Origin of the sequence: Legionella waltersii (assembly GCF_001468085.1) — a bacterium.
Classification (GTDB): domain Bacteria; phylum Pseudomonadota; class Gammaproteobacteria; order Legionellales; family Legionellaceae; genus Legionella; species Legionella waltersii.
In genome coordinates this window covers 10,461-26,096 of the sequence record NZ_LNZB01000038.1, presented here as the reverse complement: position 1 = coordinate 26,096, position 15,636 = coordinate 10,461, and the positions used below count along the sequence as shown (strand labels likewise).

Here is a 15,636-nt window from a genome sequence, read left to right as displayed (position 1 = left end):
CAATGCCCATAAGCAAAGACAGGACTTAGCTTTCATGATAAAGTCAGTTTTAATTCGAACGCAGAAAAAAATGGAAACACAGTAAATGCCAAAAGAAGGATTTGGTGGGTTACTCACTCCAAAAACCTCCATGCAATTTGCCATTCTTATCGTCTTAGGAGGCGCACCTGTATTTGCATTCATTGATAGCCCGTTCCTTGCCAATTATTACCCATACGGCCAAGACGTGGCTAACTTGATTATGTTCATTACTTACAGTTGGTTTTTGCTCAAATCAAATCGGAAATTATACTGGCTCATGGTATTGATGACTATTTCTAGCCTGTTTGCCGAAATTATTGGATCAATACTCTTAGGCTTGTATCAATATCGATTGCACAATATTCCTCTCTATATTCCTTTAGGCCATGCAGTCATTTACGCAACGATATATCTGGTATGCAAACAACCGTTTGTATGGAGCTCTCATGTTGACATGGAGCGATGTCTAGCTAAGTTTGCCTTTGTAGTCAGTTTTATGTCTTTGTTTGTTATCAATGATGTCGGTGGATTTCTGGGTTATTTGCTGTTTTTGATTATTTTGCGTTCACGCAAAAAACCTCTATTTTATTTAAATATGTTTGCCATGGTTTATTACATCGAGCTCTGTGGTACGGTCTGTTCGACTTGGTCCTGGTACTCAGTTCTTGGCAATCACCCCTCTTTTCCACCCATTGGTTATACACCATCTGGCATGGCGGGGCTCTATATTCTCATTGATCTGGTGAGTAATTCCATTTACTTTTATGCTCTCAAATTTATCAGGGGCTTTAGAGGGGCACAAAGGACGTTGTTGGTTGAAAACCCTTGAATAACCTTGGGGATAACAATCAAGTGAACGTACACCAGTGGTGTCCATCACTGTCTTTACGCGTAAAAGCTAAGCCTTGAGAACGGTCAATTACCATTTTTTTAAGAAAGCTCAGAATCCCGCATCGCAAATGATGATGTCATAGATTAAAACCAAAACAGTCCCTGAATGGGTTTGTAGTTCAATGTCTGTTTGTTGGCAACGATTGAAACAAGAAGTGTTGCCTGGGAACGATAAATGAGTCTGATCCAAATTCCATTTCAAACCGGTTGAGGAGCATACTGCATTAGGCAATCCGATTAAGGAAATCTTGGTGTTTTCTTGTAAGCTCAAGCTGGCTTTGCATTGTTCCTTAATCACAAAACCTCTAATCGGAGGTGAATACAACAAGCAATCACTGTCCATGAAAATATTGATATTGTTTAAAATGTGGTCTAAATAGCCACCATTTATCCCCAGGATTATCGATGGCAGCAACTGTTTTTGTCTGAGATAAACCATTGTTTTTTGGTAATCGCTCTGACTTTGATCGGGCAAATGCAGGGATGGACATTTCTGAAGGATTGTAGGTTTAACTGAGTCTAAATCCCCTGTGATGATGCTTGGAGTCACACCCATCTCATACAAATGATTTGCAGCGCCATCCGCAGCAATGATTGGCAAATTCAGACTTTTAAAAAATGAAGCCTCAGGTAAATCGCCATTAAGACAGACAATAGACTTGTAAAATCCTAAATCAATTCGGTTGTGCATCGTAGTATCTTTTTATAAAAATAAGTACTGCACTAACCAATAATCCAATAACGTTGGAGCTGATAACAAAAAATGACTCGGTACCACTGCCATAAATAATCCAAGCCAATGAACACACCACGTAATTCACTAACATGATCATGGACAGATCTTGGGTTGATTTTGTTTTTAAGGATTTAATAATTTGTGGCAACAAGCCAATAAAGGAAGTAATAAAAGCAATAATGCCTGACAAGGTAATAATAGTCACATTTTCCTCCGCTCAGACTAATGAGATCAGGTTCGAAGGGTTGGATAGTCCTCTCAGCCACTCCTAAAAATGGCACCCCTAATGTACAGACTGTATTATACCACATACTTTTAAGTAAAACAGAACTTCTAAATAACTCCCTTCAATTTCCCCTTCGCCCCAAGAATAGGGAGAAGGTGTCCGAAGGGCTGATGAGGGGTTGATTGTTCGAAGTTATCTAGTTTATGTGGAGCACTTGGTGATTGAAATGCTAACGAAAAACCCCAATGTCTTTTAACGAAGAGATTGGGGTTTTTCGTAAGTCCTGTAAAAATCCATTATAGTTATATTAGGTGACTAAGGAGAGATAATAATGAGAAAAGGACGCTTCCATCTAATGCTGTTTTTATTCTATATTCCGATTCAGGCTCACTCTATTCAGGCCGTACAGATTGAAGATCCTGTGCAAGCAGAATGTAGGAAAGAATTTTACAATCAGTGCATCAGTAAATGTGAAACTACTGATGTTACAGATTGTGGCAAAGCTTGCGAGCAACAAGCGGTTAATCAATGTGTTGAGGCTGGGGAGTAACTAGTCCTTTGCTCATCGTAACCCATACCATACCCCTCACGGTTTTGGCTCGGTTGCAACTGTGTTACTCCGATAACCCAGGAATGATTCGCATAAATAGCTCTTACTGTTCCTTAGGTTTTTTCCAGACCTCTTGTCCCATATAAGGCGTGATTGATTCAAATCCCCCTTTAATGCATCATGTAATAATTTAAATTCCACATAATCCATAACGACCCAACAATAATTGATGTCAAAATAACGCCAGTGAAGAGAAAGCTCATTACATTCGTTTTACCTTGCTCTGTTTGTGTGCTCAAGCGAAGGAAGCAGAGGACCTGTACCAAAAATTGAATGCACGCTGAAGAAAAAATGAGTATCAATACTTCTGTTTTAGAAAAGATGTGCGACATGACTACCCAAAATGAGAGCAGCGTCAGGAGAGAGCAGCTTATAAAACCAACCAAATAGAGTCCCAGTTTTTTTTGGCCTGTGCCATAATCAGGCGCCGTTATTCCATGATGTTCCATCTTAAGTAGCCCCCATCAGGTATACAATAGTAAATACAAAAATCCAAACAATGTCTAAGAAATTCCAAAATAATCCCAAATAGGTCATACGCCGTCGCTTCACATGATTTAATTGAATCAAAGGAAGCTGGACAATCATGATTAAAATCCACAACAAACCAAAGCCTACATGCAGTCCATGAGTACCTACTAAAGTGAAAAACGAGGAAATTGCGCCACTAACATCCCATCGAAAACCTTCATTGGCCATATGAATAAATTCAGAGACTTCCATTGAAATAAAACCAGCACCAAGCAAGAAGGTAATACCAAGCCACAATTGAACTTTGTGTTGTTTATCCTGGTATACATTTAAAATAGCCAAGCAGAAAGTAAAGTTAGATATCAGCAAAAGAAATGTTTCGATGAGTACATCATGTAAATTAACATAATTTTTAAGCGCGGGGCCTGGGTATCCTGGATTGTTTAATACTAAAAAGGTTGCAAATAAACAACCAAATAAAATGCAATCCGTCAGTATATACATCCAAAACCCAAATACATCCGTTGAATCGCTGTCATGATGATGTATGTCAGTGTGGATAGCTTCATTATGCATTACACAAGCTCCCTAAAGTGAGCTAATTCAGTTTTTTTGACTGTTTCAGCATCAATATAATAATCAACGTCGTTTGAAAACGTCCGAGCAATAGCTGTGGAGACAACTCCAAGTAAACCAATAATTCCCGGGATAAGCATGTGCCAAATTAAAGCAAATCCTGCAATTCCAGAAAAAATGGCAATAATAAATCCCGCCGATGTATTTTTTGGCATATGAATTGGATCGTAATGAATGTCTTTAGGATGAATTTGGCCTTCTGCCTGATGATGTTGCTTATCTACCCAAAACTGGTCGAGTGCTTGTACTGTAGGTAATTTAGCAAAATTATATACGGGTGCGGGTGATGCAACCGACCACTCCAATGTCCTTCCATTCCATGGATCACCTGTTCGGTCATGAAGAGCATGACGATTTTTAATGCTGACAATGAGCTGAATAACCTGAAATACAATGCCTACTAAAATGAACAAGGCACCCAACGCTGCAAAAACTAAATAGGGTTGATACATCGTGTTTGCGTAATGATTAGTGCGGCGCACAAATCCATCAAGACCTAAAACGTACAAGGGCATGAAGGCGCAATAAAAGCCGGTAACCCAAAAATAAAAAGCGCGTTTACCCCAGGACTCATCCAAACAAAAACCGAAAGCTTTCGGAAACCAATAGGTGATTCCTGCAAAGGCGCCGAACAGTACACCACCGATTATGACATTATGAAAGTGTGCGACGAGAAACAAACTGTTATGGGTCTGAAAATCAACCGGGGGAACGGCCATCATCACACCGGTCATACCACCTATTGCAAAAGTAGTAAAAAAAGCCGTGACCCAAAGCATGGGGGTCGCCATGATAATTCGTCCTTTATACATGGTAAACAACCAGTTAAATACTTTTACTCCCGTAGGAATTGCAATAATCATAGTCGCGATTCCAAAAAAGGAGTTCACATCTGCTCCGGCGCCCATAGTAAAAAAATGGTGAAGCCACACAAGGAAGGATAAAAGCGTTATCATTGCTATGGCCCATACCATAGTGGTGTAACCAAATAATTTTTTTTGACTGAACGTTGCCACCACTTCAGAAAAAATACCGAACACTGGCAAAATTAAGATGTATACCTCCGGGTGGCCCCATACCCAGATCAAATTAATATACATCATGCTGTTTCCACCGGCAAAATCAGAAAAGAAGTGCATATCAAGCATGCGATCTAGCGATAAAAGAGCAAGCGTTACGGTTAAAACCGGAAAAGCAAGAGCTACTAAAATCATGGCGCACAAACCAGACCAAACAAAAACAGGCATTTTCATTAACGTCATGCCTTTACATCGCATTTTCAAAATAGTCGCGATAAAATTAATACCTCCAAGCAAGCTTCCAACGCCTGAAATTTGCAAGGACCAGATGTAGTAATCCACACCCACATCAGGACTATAATACAGCTCAGACAAAGGTGGATAAGCAAGCCAACCGGTTGAGGCAAACTGCCCCACCACCAGTGAAATATTGCACAACATCGCTCCGACAAAGGTCAGCCAAAAACTAAGTGAATTTAAATAAGGATAAGCCACATCACGCGCACCAATTTGTAAAGGGACTATCATATTGAGTAGAGCGAAAATAAGCGGCATAGCAACAAAGAAAATCATAATAACGCCATGCGCTGTAAAAATCTGATCGTAATGATCAGGGGGCAAAAATCCTACGGCATTCCCCGCGGCAACTGCTTGTTGTGAGCGCATTAAAAGCGCGTCTGAAAAACCACGTAGCAGCATTACAAAGGCCAAGATTAAATACATAATCCCAATTTTTTTATGATCAACTGAAGTGACCCATTCGTTCCAGATATAGGACCATTTTTTGAATACAGTCAGTAAGGCCAGAACCCCTCCTAATGCCAGTACCATAAAAATTCCAGCCCCCATAGCAAAAAAGTTATGAAAAGGAATGGCGTCCAGGGTCAATTTACCGAATAATAAATTTTGAAGCATAACTATTCCTTATGGAATTTAACGATATTTTCACGCGGGTGCGTCCGACCTACACTTTCCATATAAGTCATGATTACTTTGTCAAAGAGGTCATTTTGTACGCCCGAGAATAGTTTTGGTTTATCAGCAATCGATGGGTATAACAACTGATTGTAAGATGCATCTGTCAACCCATCAGGCGATTTTTTTACTTCTGTAAACCATTGTTGTAGTGTTTGAGGTTCAACGACATGCACTTCAAAATGCATGTCTGAAAATCCATCTCCATTGTATTGCGTGTTTAAACCATCATAAACGCCAGGTTCACTTGCTAAAAGATGCAAACGGGTTCGCATGCCAGCCATGGCATAAATCTGACTACCTAACTGCGGGATAAAAAAGGCACTCATTGGGACATTATCTGCTGTTATCCAATACTCCACCTGCTGCCCTAATGGAACTTTAAGATAGTTCACTGTTGCAATGTTTTGTTCTGGATAGATAAATAGCCATTTCCACGGCAAAGCAATCACTTGAACTAATAAGGGTTTTTGAGCTTGACCTGCAATAGGTCGGTAGGGATCCAATTCATGCGTCTTTTTCCACGTCATAATGGCCAAAACCAATATAATCACACAAGGAATACCCCACCATAATACTTCCAAATAAAAATTATGGCCCCAATTCGGCTTATAATCCTTGGTACGATGGGATACCTGATAATGATAAACAAAGGTAATACTCATGATGATTACGGGCAACACCACAATCAACATTAAAGCCAAAGTATCAAAAAACAACTTACGCTGCTCGAAAGCAATGATACCCTTGGGGTTAAGCATCCCAATAAAATGCTCTTTACAACCACCCAAAGAGACTAGTATTAGAGAACCTGAGATGATGAATACAATTTTTAAAAGCCATCGAAAGACATTATTATTAATAAAAGTAGTTCGCGTCCTTGCGACCATAAAGACTCCTGGTTGCTTTGCTTTCCTAGAGCATAGTATTATGATACGATTTAAAATGAATTACAAAAACTTTATTGAAAATAACATGTAGTTACTATGGATTGGTACTATGACCTATATAATATTTGCCCGCTGGTTTGGCTTGGTATCAGTAATACTTTCTTTAGGTATTTTATTTAACCTAGAGGATGCTCGCGATATGGCGAAACACATGGTGAAATCAGATTCTGGTTACATCATGGGTGGGGTTCTTCCCACCATCTTTGGCAGTTTATCTTTAATGTTCGCCAATAGTTTTGAGTTAGGTTGGACCTTAATCATCACTTTGATTGGAGCAAGTATGCTCTTGATTGGGATTTTTCGAGTCATTTTTGTTAAACAATGGAAAGCACTTTTATCACAATACATCCAAGAAATTCCTTTTTTGTTTAGCTTATTTGGATTGATGTTTGGTGTAATCCTGCTCTATGTTGGTTTTATTGCAAATTCATTTGCATTCTAGGGCGCGTAGTGTTGCGCAAAGTACCTAAAGATAATAGAGCTAATATTATGGATTTGAACTGCAGTAAATAAAAGCAGGGTAAGGCCAAAAATAGAATAGCTACCGTGGTGATTAACAGCATTTTTTTCGGGTAAAATAATCACCGCACAGGCCTGCCAAAAGAACAGTAAACAGCATTATAATTAACATAGAGCTCTCAATGGTTAATGCATCCGCCAATGAAAAGCCAATATACTGATCTAAATCTGGGGTACCAATTCGGTTTAAGGCGTGCATTTCTTTCGATGCTTTAAAAGCCAAATCATTTGAAATAAGTCACGCGGTAAGCGGGGTATCAGTCACTGCTCGCTGCAATAACTAAATAGTTCGCCATAATCTATTTTTGCCTTTTGATTTGTTATTCAACCAAATGAACGGGTTTATCGTTTAAATGATAATTACATAACGACTTTGAAAAAAATCCCTCATTGAGCAGAATTTCTGGTAATTTAACAGCTATTATCAATAAATTGAAATCTTACTTCAGTACGCAATTATTATTGCCACTGCATTAAGGAAGTGATACTCAAGCAAAATGTGCGTACTTAGCCTTTCTTGAGATTTTGGCATGAGGTTATATTGTTCTACACGGTGGCTTAAATCATGAATGAAAAAAATATCCTGACAGCACGACTCCTCACTTATGGAGGCATTATACCCTTTTTGTTTTTGGGGATTGCAGTTGTTCTAAACGCTAGCCACTTAGATTATAGTTTGGCTTTATTTGCATACGGAGCTGTTATTATCTCCTTTCTTTGTGGAATCCATTGGGCGGTATTCTTATTTTTTTCGCATAATTGTTCACGCAATCTCTTGTTTCAGAGCAATACTATAAGCTTACTAGGATGGTTGTCGGTTCTACCGGTTATGTCTTATTTAACTTTCGGGCTTCAGATTTTATGTTTTCTATATCTGCTTATTCTTGATCTGGAACTTTATCGTAACAAAGTTATTCCATTATGTTTTTTTGACTTACGTCTTAGGGCGACAATTGTTGTTGCTTTGCTGCTTTTCATTACGGCATGCTACTCATGATATTTCCCTTAGCCAAGATCGGTTCAGATGATATAGAGTTATATTGAATAGCAATAAATCTAGAGTTTATGTAATTTTTGTGACAAGGGCTTTAATCTTCTCAAAGTTATTGAGTTAAGTTGCGAACTATTTTAAGAGCAAGGTCATTTGAATGAAGCCACGTATCTTCTATGCGTGACCTGCTGCACCAATCCCCAACAGATGCCAATTGTAAGGCATCATCATAATAAGGTTCAATTTTAGTTTTGTCACTATTTAGCTTATCCAGCTGAGCATAGCGCCATCGATGCAACGAAAAATAATCTGGATTGCTAATATCAAATTTTAAAATTTGTTGCAGTTCGTCACGTAAAAAACACTCTGTTTTTTTCAAATCATCATCTACATGCGATTGCGCCCACCTATTAGTGGAATGCACAACCAATGTAGTTAGATCATGGTTTCGTCCTGGCTTGGTGGAGTTAACGGCTATCCATTCCAAAGGGCTATTCAAAATATTTGCAGCAATCCATGAATGCCCCCATTTTTTATGAAATCCAAACATGAGAGAATAACACCCTAAAAACTTACTCTGTTTTAAGAGCGAGTTCTGAGGCAGAAATGCATCAAAAAGATGAGCTGTTTGCACCGGTGGTGCTGTTGAAATAACCCAATTATAATAACCCAATCTACTTCCATTTTTATCGATCAATTCCCAGCCTTGCTTGCTTTTTTCACCAAGAGGTGCAATATCACAATTGAGTTTAATCTTGATATTTTGAGCCAGTTTTTTACAAAGATTGTTCATCCCAGGTGTAGCGACATAGTGCGGCTCGAACCATATACGGTCAGTCATCTTCTTGCCTTTTTCAAGGGTTACAACTTTCCCTTTCCATTCTTGCACCAAACCAGAAGAAAAATGCGGTTCAAGAAATTGTTTAAAATGTTTGTTGCGTGCAGTAAAAAACTGTGCACCATTATCAAAATAAAATTCGTCGGCGTATCGTGTAGACATTCTTCCGCCAACGCCCCTTGCTTTCTCAAAAACAGTAACTTCAGCATGATTGCCAATAGCATTTGCAATTGTTAAACCTGAAAGACCTGCGCCCACTATGGCAATAGATAATTTCATAAATTAAATCCTTTGATAACAGACAACAAAAAAATACGCCTTTAAATCATCTCGTCTAAAACTAAAATAGTTCTAGCACATCATTCTCCTCGGTGTTCCTATGATTGAATGGTGAGTAACTTGTTTAATGCATCAGTCGGAAAAACTATCAATGCGTGACTTGTGAATTTCAATAGGAGATTATGCCAAAGAAGACCAAAGAGTGGGTAGTTGTTTCGCGAAAAATCAAGTAATTATAAGTTAAGTCTTGTATCAAAATGGCGCTCCTAAATGAGCGCCGTCCTTGAAGAGTTACTCTTTGGGAAGCAATACTTGATTCACAACATGAATAACACCATTTGAAGCCTTAATATCGGCTTTTACAACTTCAGCATTATTGACATATACTTTTCCATGTTTAACAGAAATATCGAAATCCTGCCCACTAAGTGTTTTAACCATACCTGGTTTAATTTTATCAGAGGTAATGTCTCCACTAACCACATGATAGAGCAATACAGCCTTTAATTTTTCGGGATTAGCTAAAAGAGCGTCTAAATCGGCCTTAGGAACAGCTGCAAATGCCTCATTAGTTGGAGCAAAAACCGTAAAAGGACCAGTCTCTTCTAGAGCTTTAACTAAATCAGCTTTTTTCAATAAAGAAACAAGGGTTGAAAAGTCCTTATTGCCAACGGCGATGTCAACTACACTAGTACCTGCATTTGCCACCAAGCTGAATAAAGAAACCATAGCCACTAAAAATAACTTTCTAAAAGAGTTCATTTTACTATCCTTATAATTAAAAACAATTTTAACAAAATAACATTTCAATATTAGCCCAGTGGTTAGCTGTATGCAATTTTAGAATACCAGTTAAATTATTTTTTAACCCCCGAGAAGCACTTTGTTATAATAGGATTTAAACAACTAGAATATAAGAAATTTTTTGATAACCGTTTTTTATGATGGTAAATGAAATATATGAAGCAAAGAAATTGCTTACTCTAAATGAGTTGCCCCTCGGATAAATTTACATGGTGCTATATTACTCTAGATTCGAATCCTTTAACTCAAAGAGGATCTAGCCTTAGAAATAGATTAATGTTTTTTAACGTTGAAGATGAAAATGCTGAAGATCCTTAGGGGGGATTGGGAAGAGCTGAAAACTGTTCGTTTAAAAAAATATAATTAGAAACAGGCTTTAAATGAACTATAATGTATGCAGAGACGTGATTTTTTTGAGTATTATATCCGCATAATTTATTTTAAAACTGACATGTTATAGAACTATTGTTTATAAAAATATGCTGATGATTATGTTACAAGTGGGTTTTGTATGTCAGTAGCTATAACTCTCTAATTATTAAGGATTAAAAAAATGAATCCCTCTCGCAAGGATTTAATTTATGAGGCTCAAACCAAATCAATATCTATTGCACTCATATACTCACCTAATGAATTAAATCAATACATTGTTGAAATAATATCTAAAGATTCAGACCTATATATTCTTGAGAATGATAATATCCGTCATTTCCTTTCGGTTAATGATGCCATTTCTAATGCAAAAAAATATGGTGCTCAACAATTTTTTCTTTGTGTGTATAATACTTATGACGAATGCGGTTCAATGGGTTCAGCACAACAATTTGATTACATTCCCATTCATTTTCCGTAACGCTCACTACCGTGGCTCGTTACCAAAGCAGCTTACGGTGGTTTATAATCAGTTCATGTAAACCGAATATGAGAAGCTGACCCTCCTTCCTCATACGCCTTGCTGGAGCATACCCTCATCGATTATCCATGAACCGCCTGTTGGTCGCTTGTGACGTCTGCGAAGGGTTTCTTCCAGCTGGGGAGAATATTCAATGCCCCAGCAATGGATGGTGGAATGGTAAAGTTACAAGCCTCGCTCTAGAGCAATTTTCTCATCATCATGATAACAGAGACCATAGACAAGATACCACTTAACCTATATCAATATGATATTCGGCTTCAAATGCTTTTTCTAGTATGATTTAAAAACAACTTGATCTTTGCTAATATACGGTCTTTTTTTAGGTTATTTGTATGCAATCCCCTCGAAACTCCATTCTTTTTCTTGGCCTACTGTCCGCTTTCTCACTCTTAACCTTTGATTTATACCAACCTTCACTGCCCTCTATTACTAATTACTTCGAAATTAGCCCAAGTCTAGGACAATTAAGCTTGACGATCTATCTCATTGTGTATGGGGCTATGCATCTAGTGTGGGGTCCGCTTGTTGATCATTATGGACGACGCCGCTTACTACCAGGAAACTTACTCATCGCTCTGATAGGAAGCTTACTGTGTGCCTATGCTGGAAACATATACATGCTCTTGATAGGACGGTCATTACAAGGCTTCGCCTTATGTTGCGCTAACTTAATTGCCTACTCTTCATCTAGAGATTATGAAGAAGCGAATGATCGAGCAAAAGTTATCTCTTACATCAACATGACCGTTTCAATATCCCCAATCATTGCCCCGGTCTTCGGCGCAATTCTATTCAGTTACATGGGATGGCAAGCCAATTTTATCGTCATGGCCATTGTGTCACTGGTACTGATGATTCAATCCAATAAGTCATTGGTTGAATCCCCTTATTGGACGCCCCCAAAAGTAGCATTCTCCCTGCAACAAGTTATTAATGCGTACAAAGCAATACTCCCTAGACCAACACTATGGTACAGCTCGCTAATCATGATGTTTAGTTTCTCAGCGGTCATGTTAACCGTCATCAACTCATCTTATTTAATTATTGACGTCCTCAATTATTCTCCACTTGCCTATGGCATTATTTTTATCTTCAATGGCCTAAATATTATTTTTGGTAACTATTTAGGTATTTGGCTAAGGAAGTATCTCCGCATGCAAACATCAATTTATATTGGTCATTGCTTTATCATCTTTGGGGGTATAGCGATGTTATTGGTCACCAAGCTGTATGAATTTAACCTTGTTGCATTCTCTTTTTCACTGATATCGAACCTTGGAATAAGCATTAGTGCTCCGCCAACAATGTCCCTAGCATTGGATGATTTTGCTGAAAACCCTGGAATTGCCACTGGGTTCATTAATACTTTACGACTCATAGGATCATCCCTATGCACTATATTGATAGGGTATTGGTTAATCAACGACCTGGATGCACTTCCTGTTGGCCTGATACTCACTGGATTTGGAGCTCTGATTTTTTCTAGGCAATTCAATAAGCGAAGCAACCCCTCAGTAAGTTCAAATCTGGCTGGAAAAGAGATTACTACTTAATGAGTAGGTTTTGTTCCTTGCTTACGATTTTCTTGCCAAGTAGTCAGCAACACGTAAAACACAGGCACGAACACAACAGCCAAACAAGTTGATGCAATCATACCACTACTCACAGCGATTCCAATGGAGCGACGAGCATTAGCCCCTGCTCCAGAGGCGAATACCAAGGGCATAACCCCAAGGATAAAGGCAAAAGAAGTCATCAGAATTGGGCGAAAACGAGTTTTTGCACCCAGCACAGCAGCTTCCATTATGGATTTTTTGTGGATGTGATGTTGCTCATGTGCCACCTCAACGATCAAAATAGCATTCTTTGCTGCCAATGCAATCAATAATAACAACCCTATCTGTGTATACATATTATTATCAATTTGCAGGCTTATGAGAGCAAAAACAGTGCCTATTAAGGTCAGAGGCACGCCTAAAATGATGGAGGTGGGAATAAGCCAGTTTTCATATTGACCGGATAAAATTAAATACACCAGGACTAAAGACATGGCAAAGATAATATAGCTTAGATTCCCTGCAACTTTCTCTTGATAGGCAGTACTTGTCCATTCATAATCGATACCCGAAGGCAGTTTTTCTTTAGCAAGTCCTTCCATAACTTGTATCGCTTGCCCCGAACTATAGCCCTTGGCCGATGAGCCAGTGACCGCACTTGAGGGATATAAATTATAAAGAGAAATGATTGCAGGACCTACGTCAGGACTAACATCGGTTAGAGTACCTAGGGGCACCATCGAACCGGATTTATTTCTCACGTAAAAATTTCTCATGTCACTGTCGGTCATACGCGCATTTGCATCTGCTTGAACATAGACTGGAAACACCTGACCGAACTTAGTGAATAAATTCACGTAAGAAGAGCCTAAGTAAGTTTGTAGCGTATCAAAGGCATCTTGAACGCTTACACCAAGTGACTCCGCTTTAATTCGATTAACTGGCGCTAATACCTGAGGAACACTTGCCCTAAAGGGAGTCATTAGACGTTGTAATTGTGTTGTTTGATTGCCAGTGTTTACCAACAGATCTGTCGCTTGTTGTAACTTTCGATAATCAAACGAGCCATCTTGAAGCTCTAATTGCATTTGAAAGCCCCCTGATTGACCCAAACCCTGGATAGGCGGAGGAACAACAACCATCGACTTTGCTTCCAACGTTTCTTTAGCAATGTCATTTAATTTCATGTACAGAGACATTAAATCTTCTGATTTTCCTCGTTCACTCCAGTCTTTGAACATAATGTAGAGAATGCCAGCATTGGCCAGACTGGCACTATTGTCTAAAAGAGAGACTCCAGTGATTGCCACAACATTAGCTATACCGTCAACTTTCCTAATTTTTTCTGATAACTTATTGACGACCTTCTCTGTTCTCCCTAAATTTGCCCCATCAGGCAGTTGCACGCTCATAATCACGTAACCCTGATCCTCCATAGGAATAAAACCTGTTGGGACACGAGTTAACCCTAAAACAGCTAAACAAATTAGGAATATCCCAAATAGACTCACTTTGCGACTGTGATGTACAAGTCCATCCATAAACCGAACGTAAGATTCCTCTATAGGATTGTAGATTCGATCGAAGGCCTTAAAAAACACATTTTTTGGTTTGCTAGGATCCGCAGGTTTAAGCCACAAGGCACATTGAGTAGGTTTTAAGGTTATTGCGTTTATGGCGCTGATTAAAGCCGTTGCTGCAATCACCAAAGCAAATTGAGCGTACATAGCCCCTGTTAAACCAGGCATGAATCCAGCGGGAACAAAAACCGCCATCAATACCAAGGTAATGCCCATAATAGGGCCAAACAATTCCTTCATCGCAATAATAGCGGACTCTTTCGGGGAAGTACCCTTTTCAATATGCTGAGTTACTCCCTCTACAATCACTATGGCATCATCCACCACGATTCCAATGGCTAAAACCAAAGCCAAGAGGGTTAACAAATTAATGCTATATCCAAGCAACAACATAGCAAAAAAGGTTCCGATTATTGTTACTGGTACCGTAGTGGCAGGAACAAGAGTGGCACGAAAATTCTGCAAGAAGACCACAATCACTATCAATACCAAGATACCCGCTTCATACAATGTCTTATAAACTTCTTTAATTGATTCTGTAACAAAAATGGTGGTATCAAAAGGAATGGAATACTCCATTCCAGGTGGAAACTTCTTAGACATTTTCTCAACGGTTTTACGCACGCTATTTGCCACGTCTAAAGCGTTTGCACCAGGCGTCTGAAATATACCTATAGCGGCTGTTGGTTTGCCATTTAGTCGAGCAAGTTGAGTATAGCTCTCGGAACCTAGCTCAATTCTAGCAACGTCTTTAAGCCGAACTACCTGTGCAGCACTACTTGCATTCGCGCTTTGATCGGAGGAGGTCGCAACGGTTTTAATAACAATGTTCCCAAACTGCTCTGGGTCGGCGAGTTGACCAGGGACGTTGACAGTAAACTGATAAGCAGGATTACCCGTTGTTGGTGGCGCACCTAACTGTCCTGCTGTAACTTCCTTATTTTGAGCACTAATTGCATTAAGCACTTCACTTGGGTTTATAGAAAAGGCATACATTTTTTTGGGATCTAGCCAAACTCTCATGGCATAGCTTCCTGATCCAAAAATTAAGACATTCCCTACTCCTGGTAATCGGGCCAGTTCATTCTGCATATTGATGGTGGCATAACTGTCTAGAAAAACTCCATCGTATTCATTGTTTTTAGAGGTAAGATTAACAAACTGAAGAATGGCGGTGGATTTTTGCTGCACCAAAACCCCTTGCTTTTGGACTGAATCTGGCAATTGAGCCATTGCAGCTTGCACCCGATTTTGCACCAGCACTTGCGCATAGTTAAGATCAGTTCCAATTGCAAAGGTTACAATCAGAGTGTAGCTACCGCTGTTTGTGCTGGTAGATTGCATGTACAACATGTCTTGCACACCATTAACCTGCTGCTCGATTGGCAATGCAACTGTTTTGATGAGCGTTTTTGCATTGGCCCCAGGATAATTGGTGGTGACTTGAATTGTTGGTGGTACAATAGCTGGGTATTGAGACACCGGCAACACAACCACAGCGACCAAACCCAAAAACACTATCAATAATGCAATGACATTAGCCAGTATTGGTCTTTCAATAAAAAATTGAGATATCATTTTTGGTATATGCTCCGTCCAGCCTTCCAGAGTTACGTAA

Annotated in this window: 16 protein-coding genes and 1 riboswitch; of the genes, 7 read left to right on the top strand and 9 right to left on the bottom strand. The window is 39.1% G+C overall.

The window, feature by feature from the left end:
• Positions 1-85 precede the first annotated feature (85 nt).
• On the top strand, positions 86-850 hold the full coding sequence (locus Lwal_RS07705; protein WP_095197591.1) for a hypothetical protein: 765 nt from the start codon (positions 86-88) through the stop codon (positions 848-850).
• A 111-nt stretch (positions 851-961) separates the two neighbouring features.
• Here the strand turns inward: Lwal_RS07705 and Lwal_RS07700 are convergent, their stop codons facing one another.
• Together Lwal_RS07700 and Lwal_RS07695 are read right to left on the bottom strand one after the other, a co-directional pair.
• Positions 962-1,603, bottom strand: a complete 642-nt coding sequence (locus tag Lwal_RS07700) for a thiamine diphosphokinase (protein WP_058480249.1) — start codon at positions 1,601-1,603, stop codon at positions 962-964.
• Positions 1,587-1,853 carry a SemiSWEET family sugar transporter gene (locus Lwal_RS07695; RefSeq protein ID WP_058480248.1) on the bottom strand — a complete coding sequence of 89 codons (267 nt, stop codon included), beginning with the start codon at positions 1,851-1,853 and terminating at the stop codon, positions 1,587-1,589. The genes Lwal_RS07700 and Lwal_RS07695 overlap by 17 nt, the downstream gene beginning before the upstream one ends.
• Positions 1,840-1,943: riboswitch (TPP riboswitch) on the bottom strand. It overlaps the preceding gene by 14 nt.
• A gap of 262 nt (positions 1,944-2,205) precedes the next feature.
• Here Lwal_RS07695 and Lwal_RS07690 point away from each other — a divergent pair.
• Positions 2,206-2,424 carry a hypothetical protein gene (locus Lwal_RS07690; RefSeq protein ID WP_058480247.1) on the top strand — a complete coding sequence of 73 codons (219 nt, stop codon included), beginning with the start codon at positions 2,206-2,208 and terminating at the stop codon, positions 2,422-2,424.
• Positions 2,425-2,594: 170 nt separating this feature from the next.
• Here Lwal_RS07690 and cyoD read toward each other — a convergent pair whose 3' ends face one another.
• Genes cyoD through cyoA form a run of 4 tightly spaced genes read right to left on the bottom strand, consistent with a single transcriptional unit; the run spans position 2,595 to position 6,475 of the window.
• Positions 2,595-2,933, bottom strand: a complete 339-nt coding sequence (cyoD, locus tag Lwal_RS07685) for a cytochrome o ubiquinol oxidase subunit IV (RefSeq protein WP_058480246.1) — start codon at positions 2,931-2,933, stop codon at positions 2,595-2,597.
• 1 nt (position 2,934) lies between these two features.
• Positions 2,935-3,531, bottom strand: coding sequence for a cytochrome o ubiquinol oxidase subunit III (gene cyoC, locus Lwal_RS07680; protein ID WP_058480245.1), 597 nt, complete (start codon positions 3,529-3,531; stop codon positions 2,935-2,937).
• Positions 3,531-5,525 carry a cytochrome o ubiquinol oxidase subunit I gene (cyoB, locus tag Lwal_RS07675; RefSeq protein WP_058480244.1) on the bottom strand — a complete coding sequence of 665 codons (1,995 nt, stop codon included), beginning with the start codon at positions 5,523-5,525 and terminating at the stop codon, positions 3,531-3,533. The genes cyoC and cyoB overlap by 1 nt, the downstream gene beginning before the upstream one ends.
• 2 nt (positions 5,526-5,527) lie before the next feature.
• On the bottom strand, positions 5,528-6,475 hold the full coding sequence (gene cyoA, locus Lwal_RS07670) for a ubiquinol oxidase subunit II (protein ID WP_058480243.1): 948 nt from the start codon (positions 6,473-6,475) through the stop codon (positions 5,528-5,530).
• 109 nt (positions 6,476-6,584) lie between these two features.
• On the opposite strand from cyoA, the gene Lwal_RS07665 reads away from it, so the two are divergent.
• Together Lwal_RS07665 and Lwal_RS18185 are read left to right on the top strand one after the other, a co-directional pair.
• A complete protein-coding gene (locus Lwal_RS07665; RefSeq protein WP_058480242.1) occupies positions 6,585-6,977 on the top strand; it encodes a hypothetical protein in 393 nt (130 codons plus the stop codon).
• 642 nt (positions 6,978-7,619) lie between these two features.
• The gene (locus tag Lwal_RS18185; protein WP_083500062.1) at positions 7,620-8,051 is read left to right on the top strand and encodes a DUF3429 domain-containing protein; all 432 of its coding nucleotides are present in this window, start codon (positions 7,620-7,622) and stop codon (positions 8,049-8,051) included.
• A 106-nt stretch (positions 8,052-8,157) separates the two neighbouring features.
• On the opposite strand, the gene Lwal_RS07660 is transcribed toward Lwal_RS18185, so the two are convergent.
• Both Lwal_RS07660 and Lwal_RS07655 read right to left on the bottom strand, forming a co-directional pair.
• Positions 8,158-9,162, bottom strand: coding sequence for an NAD(P)/FAD-dependent oxidoreductase (locus tag Lwal_RS07660; protein ID WP_058480241.1), 1,005 nt, complete (start codon positions 9,160-9,162; stop codon positions 8,158-8,160).
• Between the two features lie 291 nt (positions 9,163-9,453).
• Positions 9,454-9,924: a fasciclin domain-containing protein gene (locus Lwal_RS07655; RefSeq protein ID WP_058480240.1), complete on the bottom strand. Its 471-nt coding sequence runs from the start codon at positions 9,922-9,924 to the stop codon at positions 9,454-9,456.
• A 595-nt stretch (positions 9,925-10,519) separates the two neighbouring features.
• Between Lwal_RS07655 and Lwal_RS07650 the strand changes: the two genes are divergently transcribed.
• The 3 genes from Lwal_RS07650 to Lwal_RS07645 all read left to right on the top strand — a co-directional run bounded on the left by Lwal_RS07650 (position 10,520) and on the right by Lwal_RS07645 (position 12,435).
• Positions 10,520-10,819, top strand: a complete 300-nt coding sequence (locus Lwal_RS07650) for a hypothetical protein (protein ID WP_058480239.1) — start codon at positions 10,520-10,522, stop codon at positions 10,817-10,819.
• 128 nt (positions 10,820-10,947) lie between these two features.
• Positions 10,948-11,115, top strand: coding sequence for a hypothetical protein (locus Lwal_RS17345; RefSeq protein ID WP_157066272.1), 168 nt, complete (start codon positions 10,948-10,950; stop codon positions 11,113-11,115).
• A 99-nt stretch (positions 11,116-11,214) separates the two neighbouring features.
• A complete protein-coding gene (locus Lwal_RS07645) occupies positions 11,215-12,435 on the top strand; it encodes a multidrug effflux MFS transporter (protein ID WP_058480238.1) in 1,221 nt (406 codons plus the stop codon).
• On the opposite strand, the gene Lwal_RS07640 is transcribed toward Lwal_RS07645, so the two are convergent.
• Positions 12,432-15,596 carry an efflux RND transporter permease subunit gene (locus Lwal_RS07640; RefSeq protein ID WP_058480237.1) on the bottom strand — a complete coding sequence of 1,055 codons (3,165 nt, stop codon included), beginning with the start codon at positions 15,594-15,596 and terminating at the stop codon, positions 12,432-12,434. The two genes, Lwal_RS07645 and Lwal_RS07640, sit on opposite strands and share 4 nt — an antisense overlap.
• Between the last annotated feature and the right edge of the window lie 40 nt (positions 15,597-15,636).

What these genes read in the sequence shown, in the direction of transcription:
- Lwal_RS07655 (WP_058480240.1), bottom strand. Translation starts at nt 9,924, where the DNA reads ATGAACTCTTTTAGAAAGTTATTTTTAGTGGCTATGGTTTCTTTATTC.
- cyoC (WP_058480245.1), bottom strand. Translation starts at nt 3,531, where the DNA reads ATGCATAATGAAGCTATCCACACTGACATACATCATCATGACAGCGAT.
- Lwal_RS17345 (WP_157066272.1), top strand. Translation starts at nt 10,948, where the DNA reads ATGAACCGCCTGTTGGTCGCTTGTGACGTCTGCGAAGGGTTTCTTCCA.
- Lwal_RS07690 (WP_058480247.1), top strand. Translation starts at nt 2,206, where the DNA reads ATGAGAAAAGGACGCTTCCATCTAATGCTGTTTTTATTCTATATTCCG.
- Lwal_RS07700 (WP_058480249.1), bottom strand. Translation starts at nt 1,603, where the DNA reads ATGCACAACCGAATTGATTTAGGATTTTACAAGTCTATTGTCTGTCTT.
- Lwal_RS07705 (WP_095197591.1), top strand. Translation starts at nt 86, where the DNA reads ATGCCAAAAGAAGGATTTGGTGGGTTACTCACTCCAAAAACCTCCATG.
- Lwal_RS07650 (WP_058480239.1), top strand. Translation starts at nt 10,520, where the DNA reads ATGAATCCCTCTCGCAAGGATTTAATTTATGAGGCTCAAACCAAATCA.
- cyoB (WP_058480244.1), bottom strand. Translation starts at nt 5,525, where the DNA reads ATGCTTCAAAATTTATTATTCGGTAAATTGACCCTGGACGCCATTCCT.
- Lwal_RS18185 (WP_083500062.1), top strand. Translation starts at nt 7,620, where the DNA reads ATGAATGAAAAAAATATCCTGACAGCACGACTCCTCACTTATGGAGGC.
- Lwal_RS07665 (WP_058480242.1), top strand. Translation starts at nt 6,585, where the DNA reads ATGACCTATATAATATTTGCCCGCTGGTTTGGCTTGGTATCAGTAATA.
- Lwal_RS07640 (WP_058480237.1), bottom strand. Translation starts at nt 15,596, where the DNA reads ATGATATCTCAATTTTTTATTGAAAGACCAATACTGGCTAATGTCATT.
- cyoD (WP_058480246.1), bottom strand. Translation starts at nt 2,933, where the DNA reads ATGGAACATCATGGAATAACGGCGCCTGATTATGGCACAGGCCAAAAA.
- cyoA (WP_058480243.1), bottom strand. Translation starts at nt 6,475, where the DNA reads ATGGTCGCAAGGACGCGAACTACTTTTATTAATAATAATGTCTTTCGA.
- Lwal_RS07660 (WP_058480241.1), bottom strand. Translation starts at nt 9,162, where the DNA reads ATGAAATTATCTATTGCCATAGTGGGCGCAGGTCTTTCAGGTTTAACA.
- Lwal_RS07645 (WP_058480238.1), top strand. Translation starts at nt 11,215, where the DNA reads ATGCAATCCCCTCGAAACTCCATTCTTTTTCTTGGCCTACTGTCCGCT.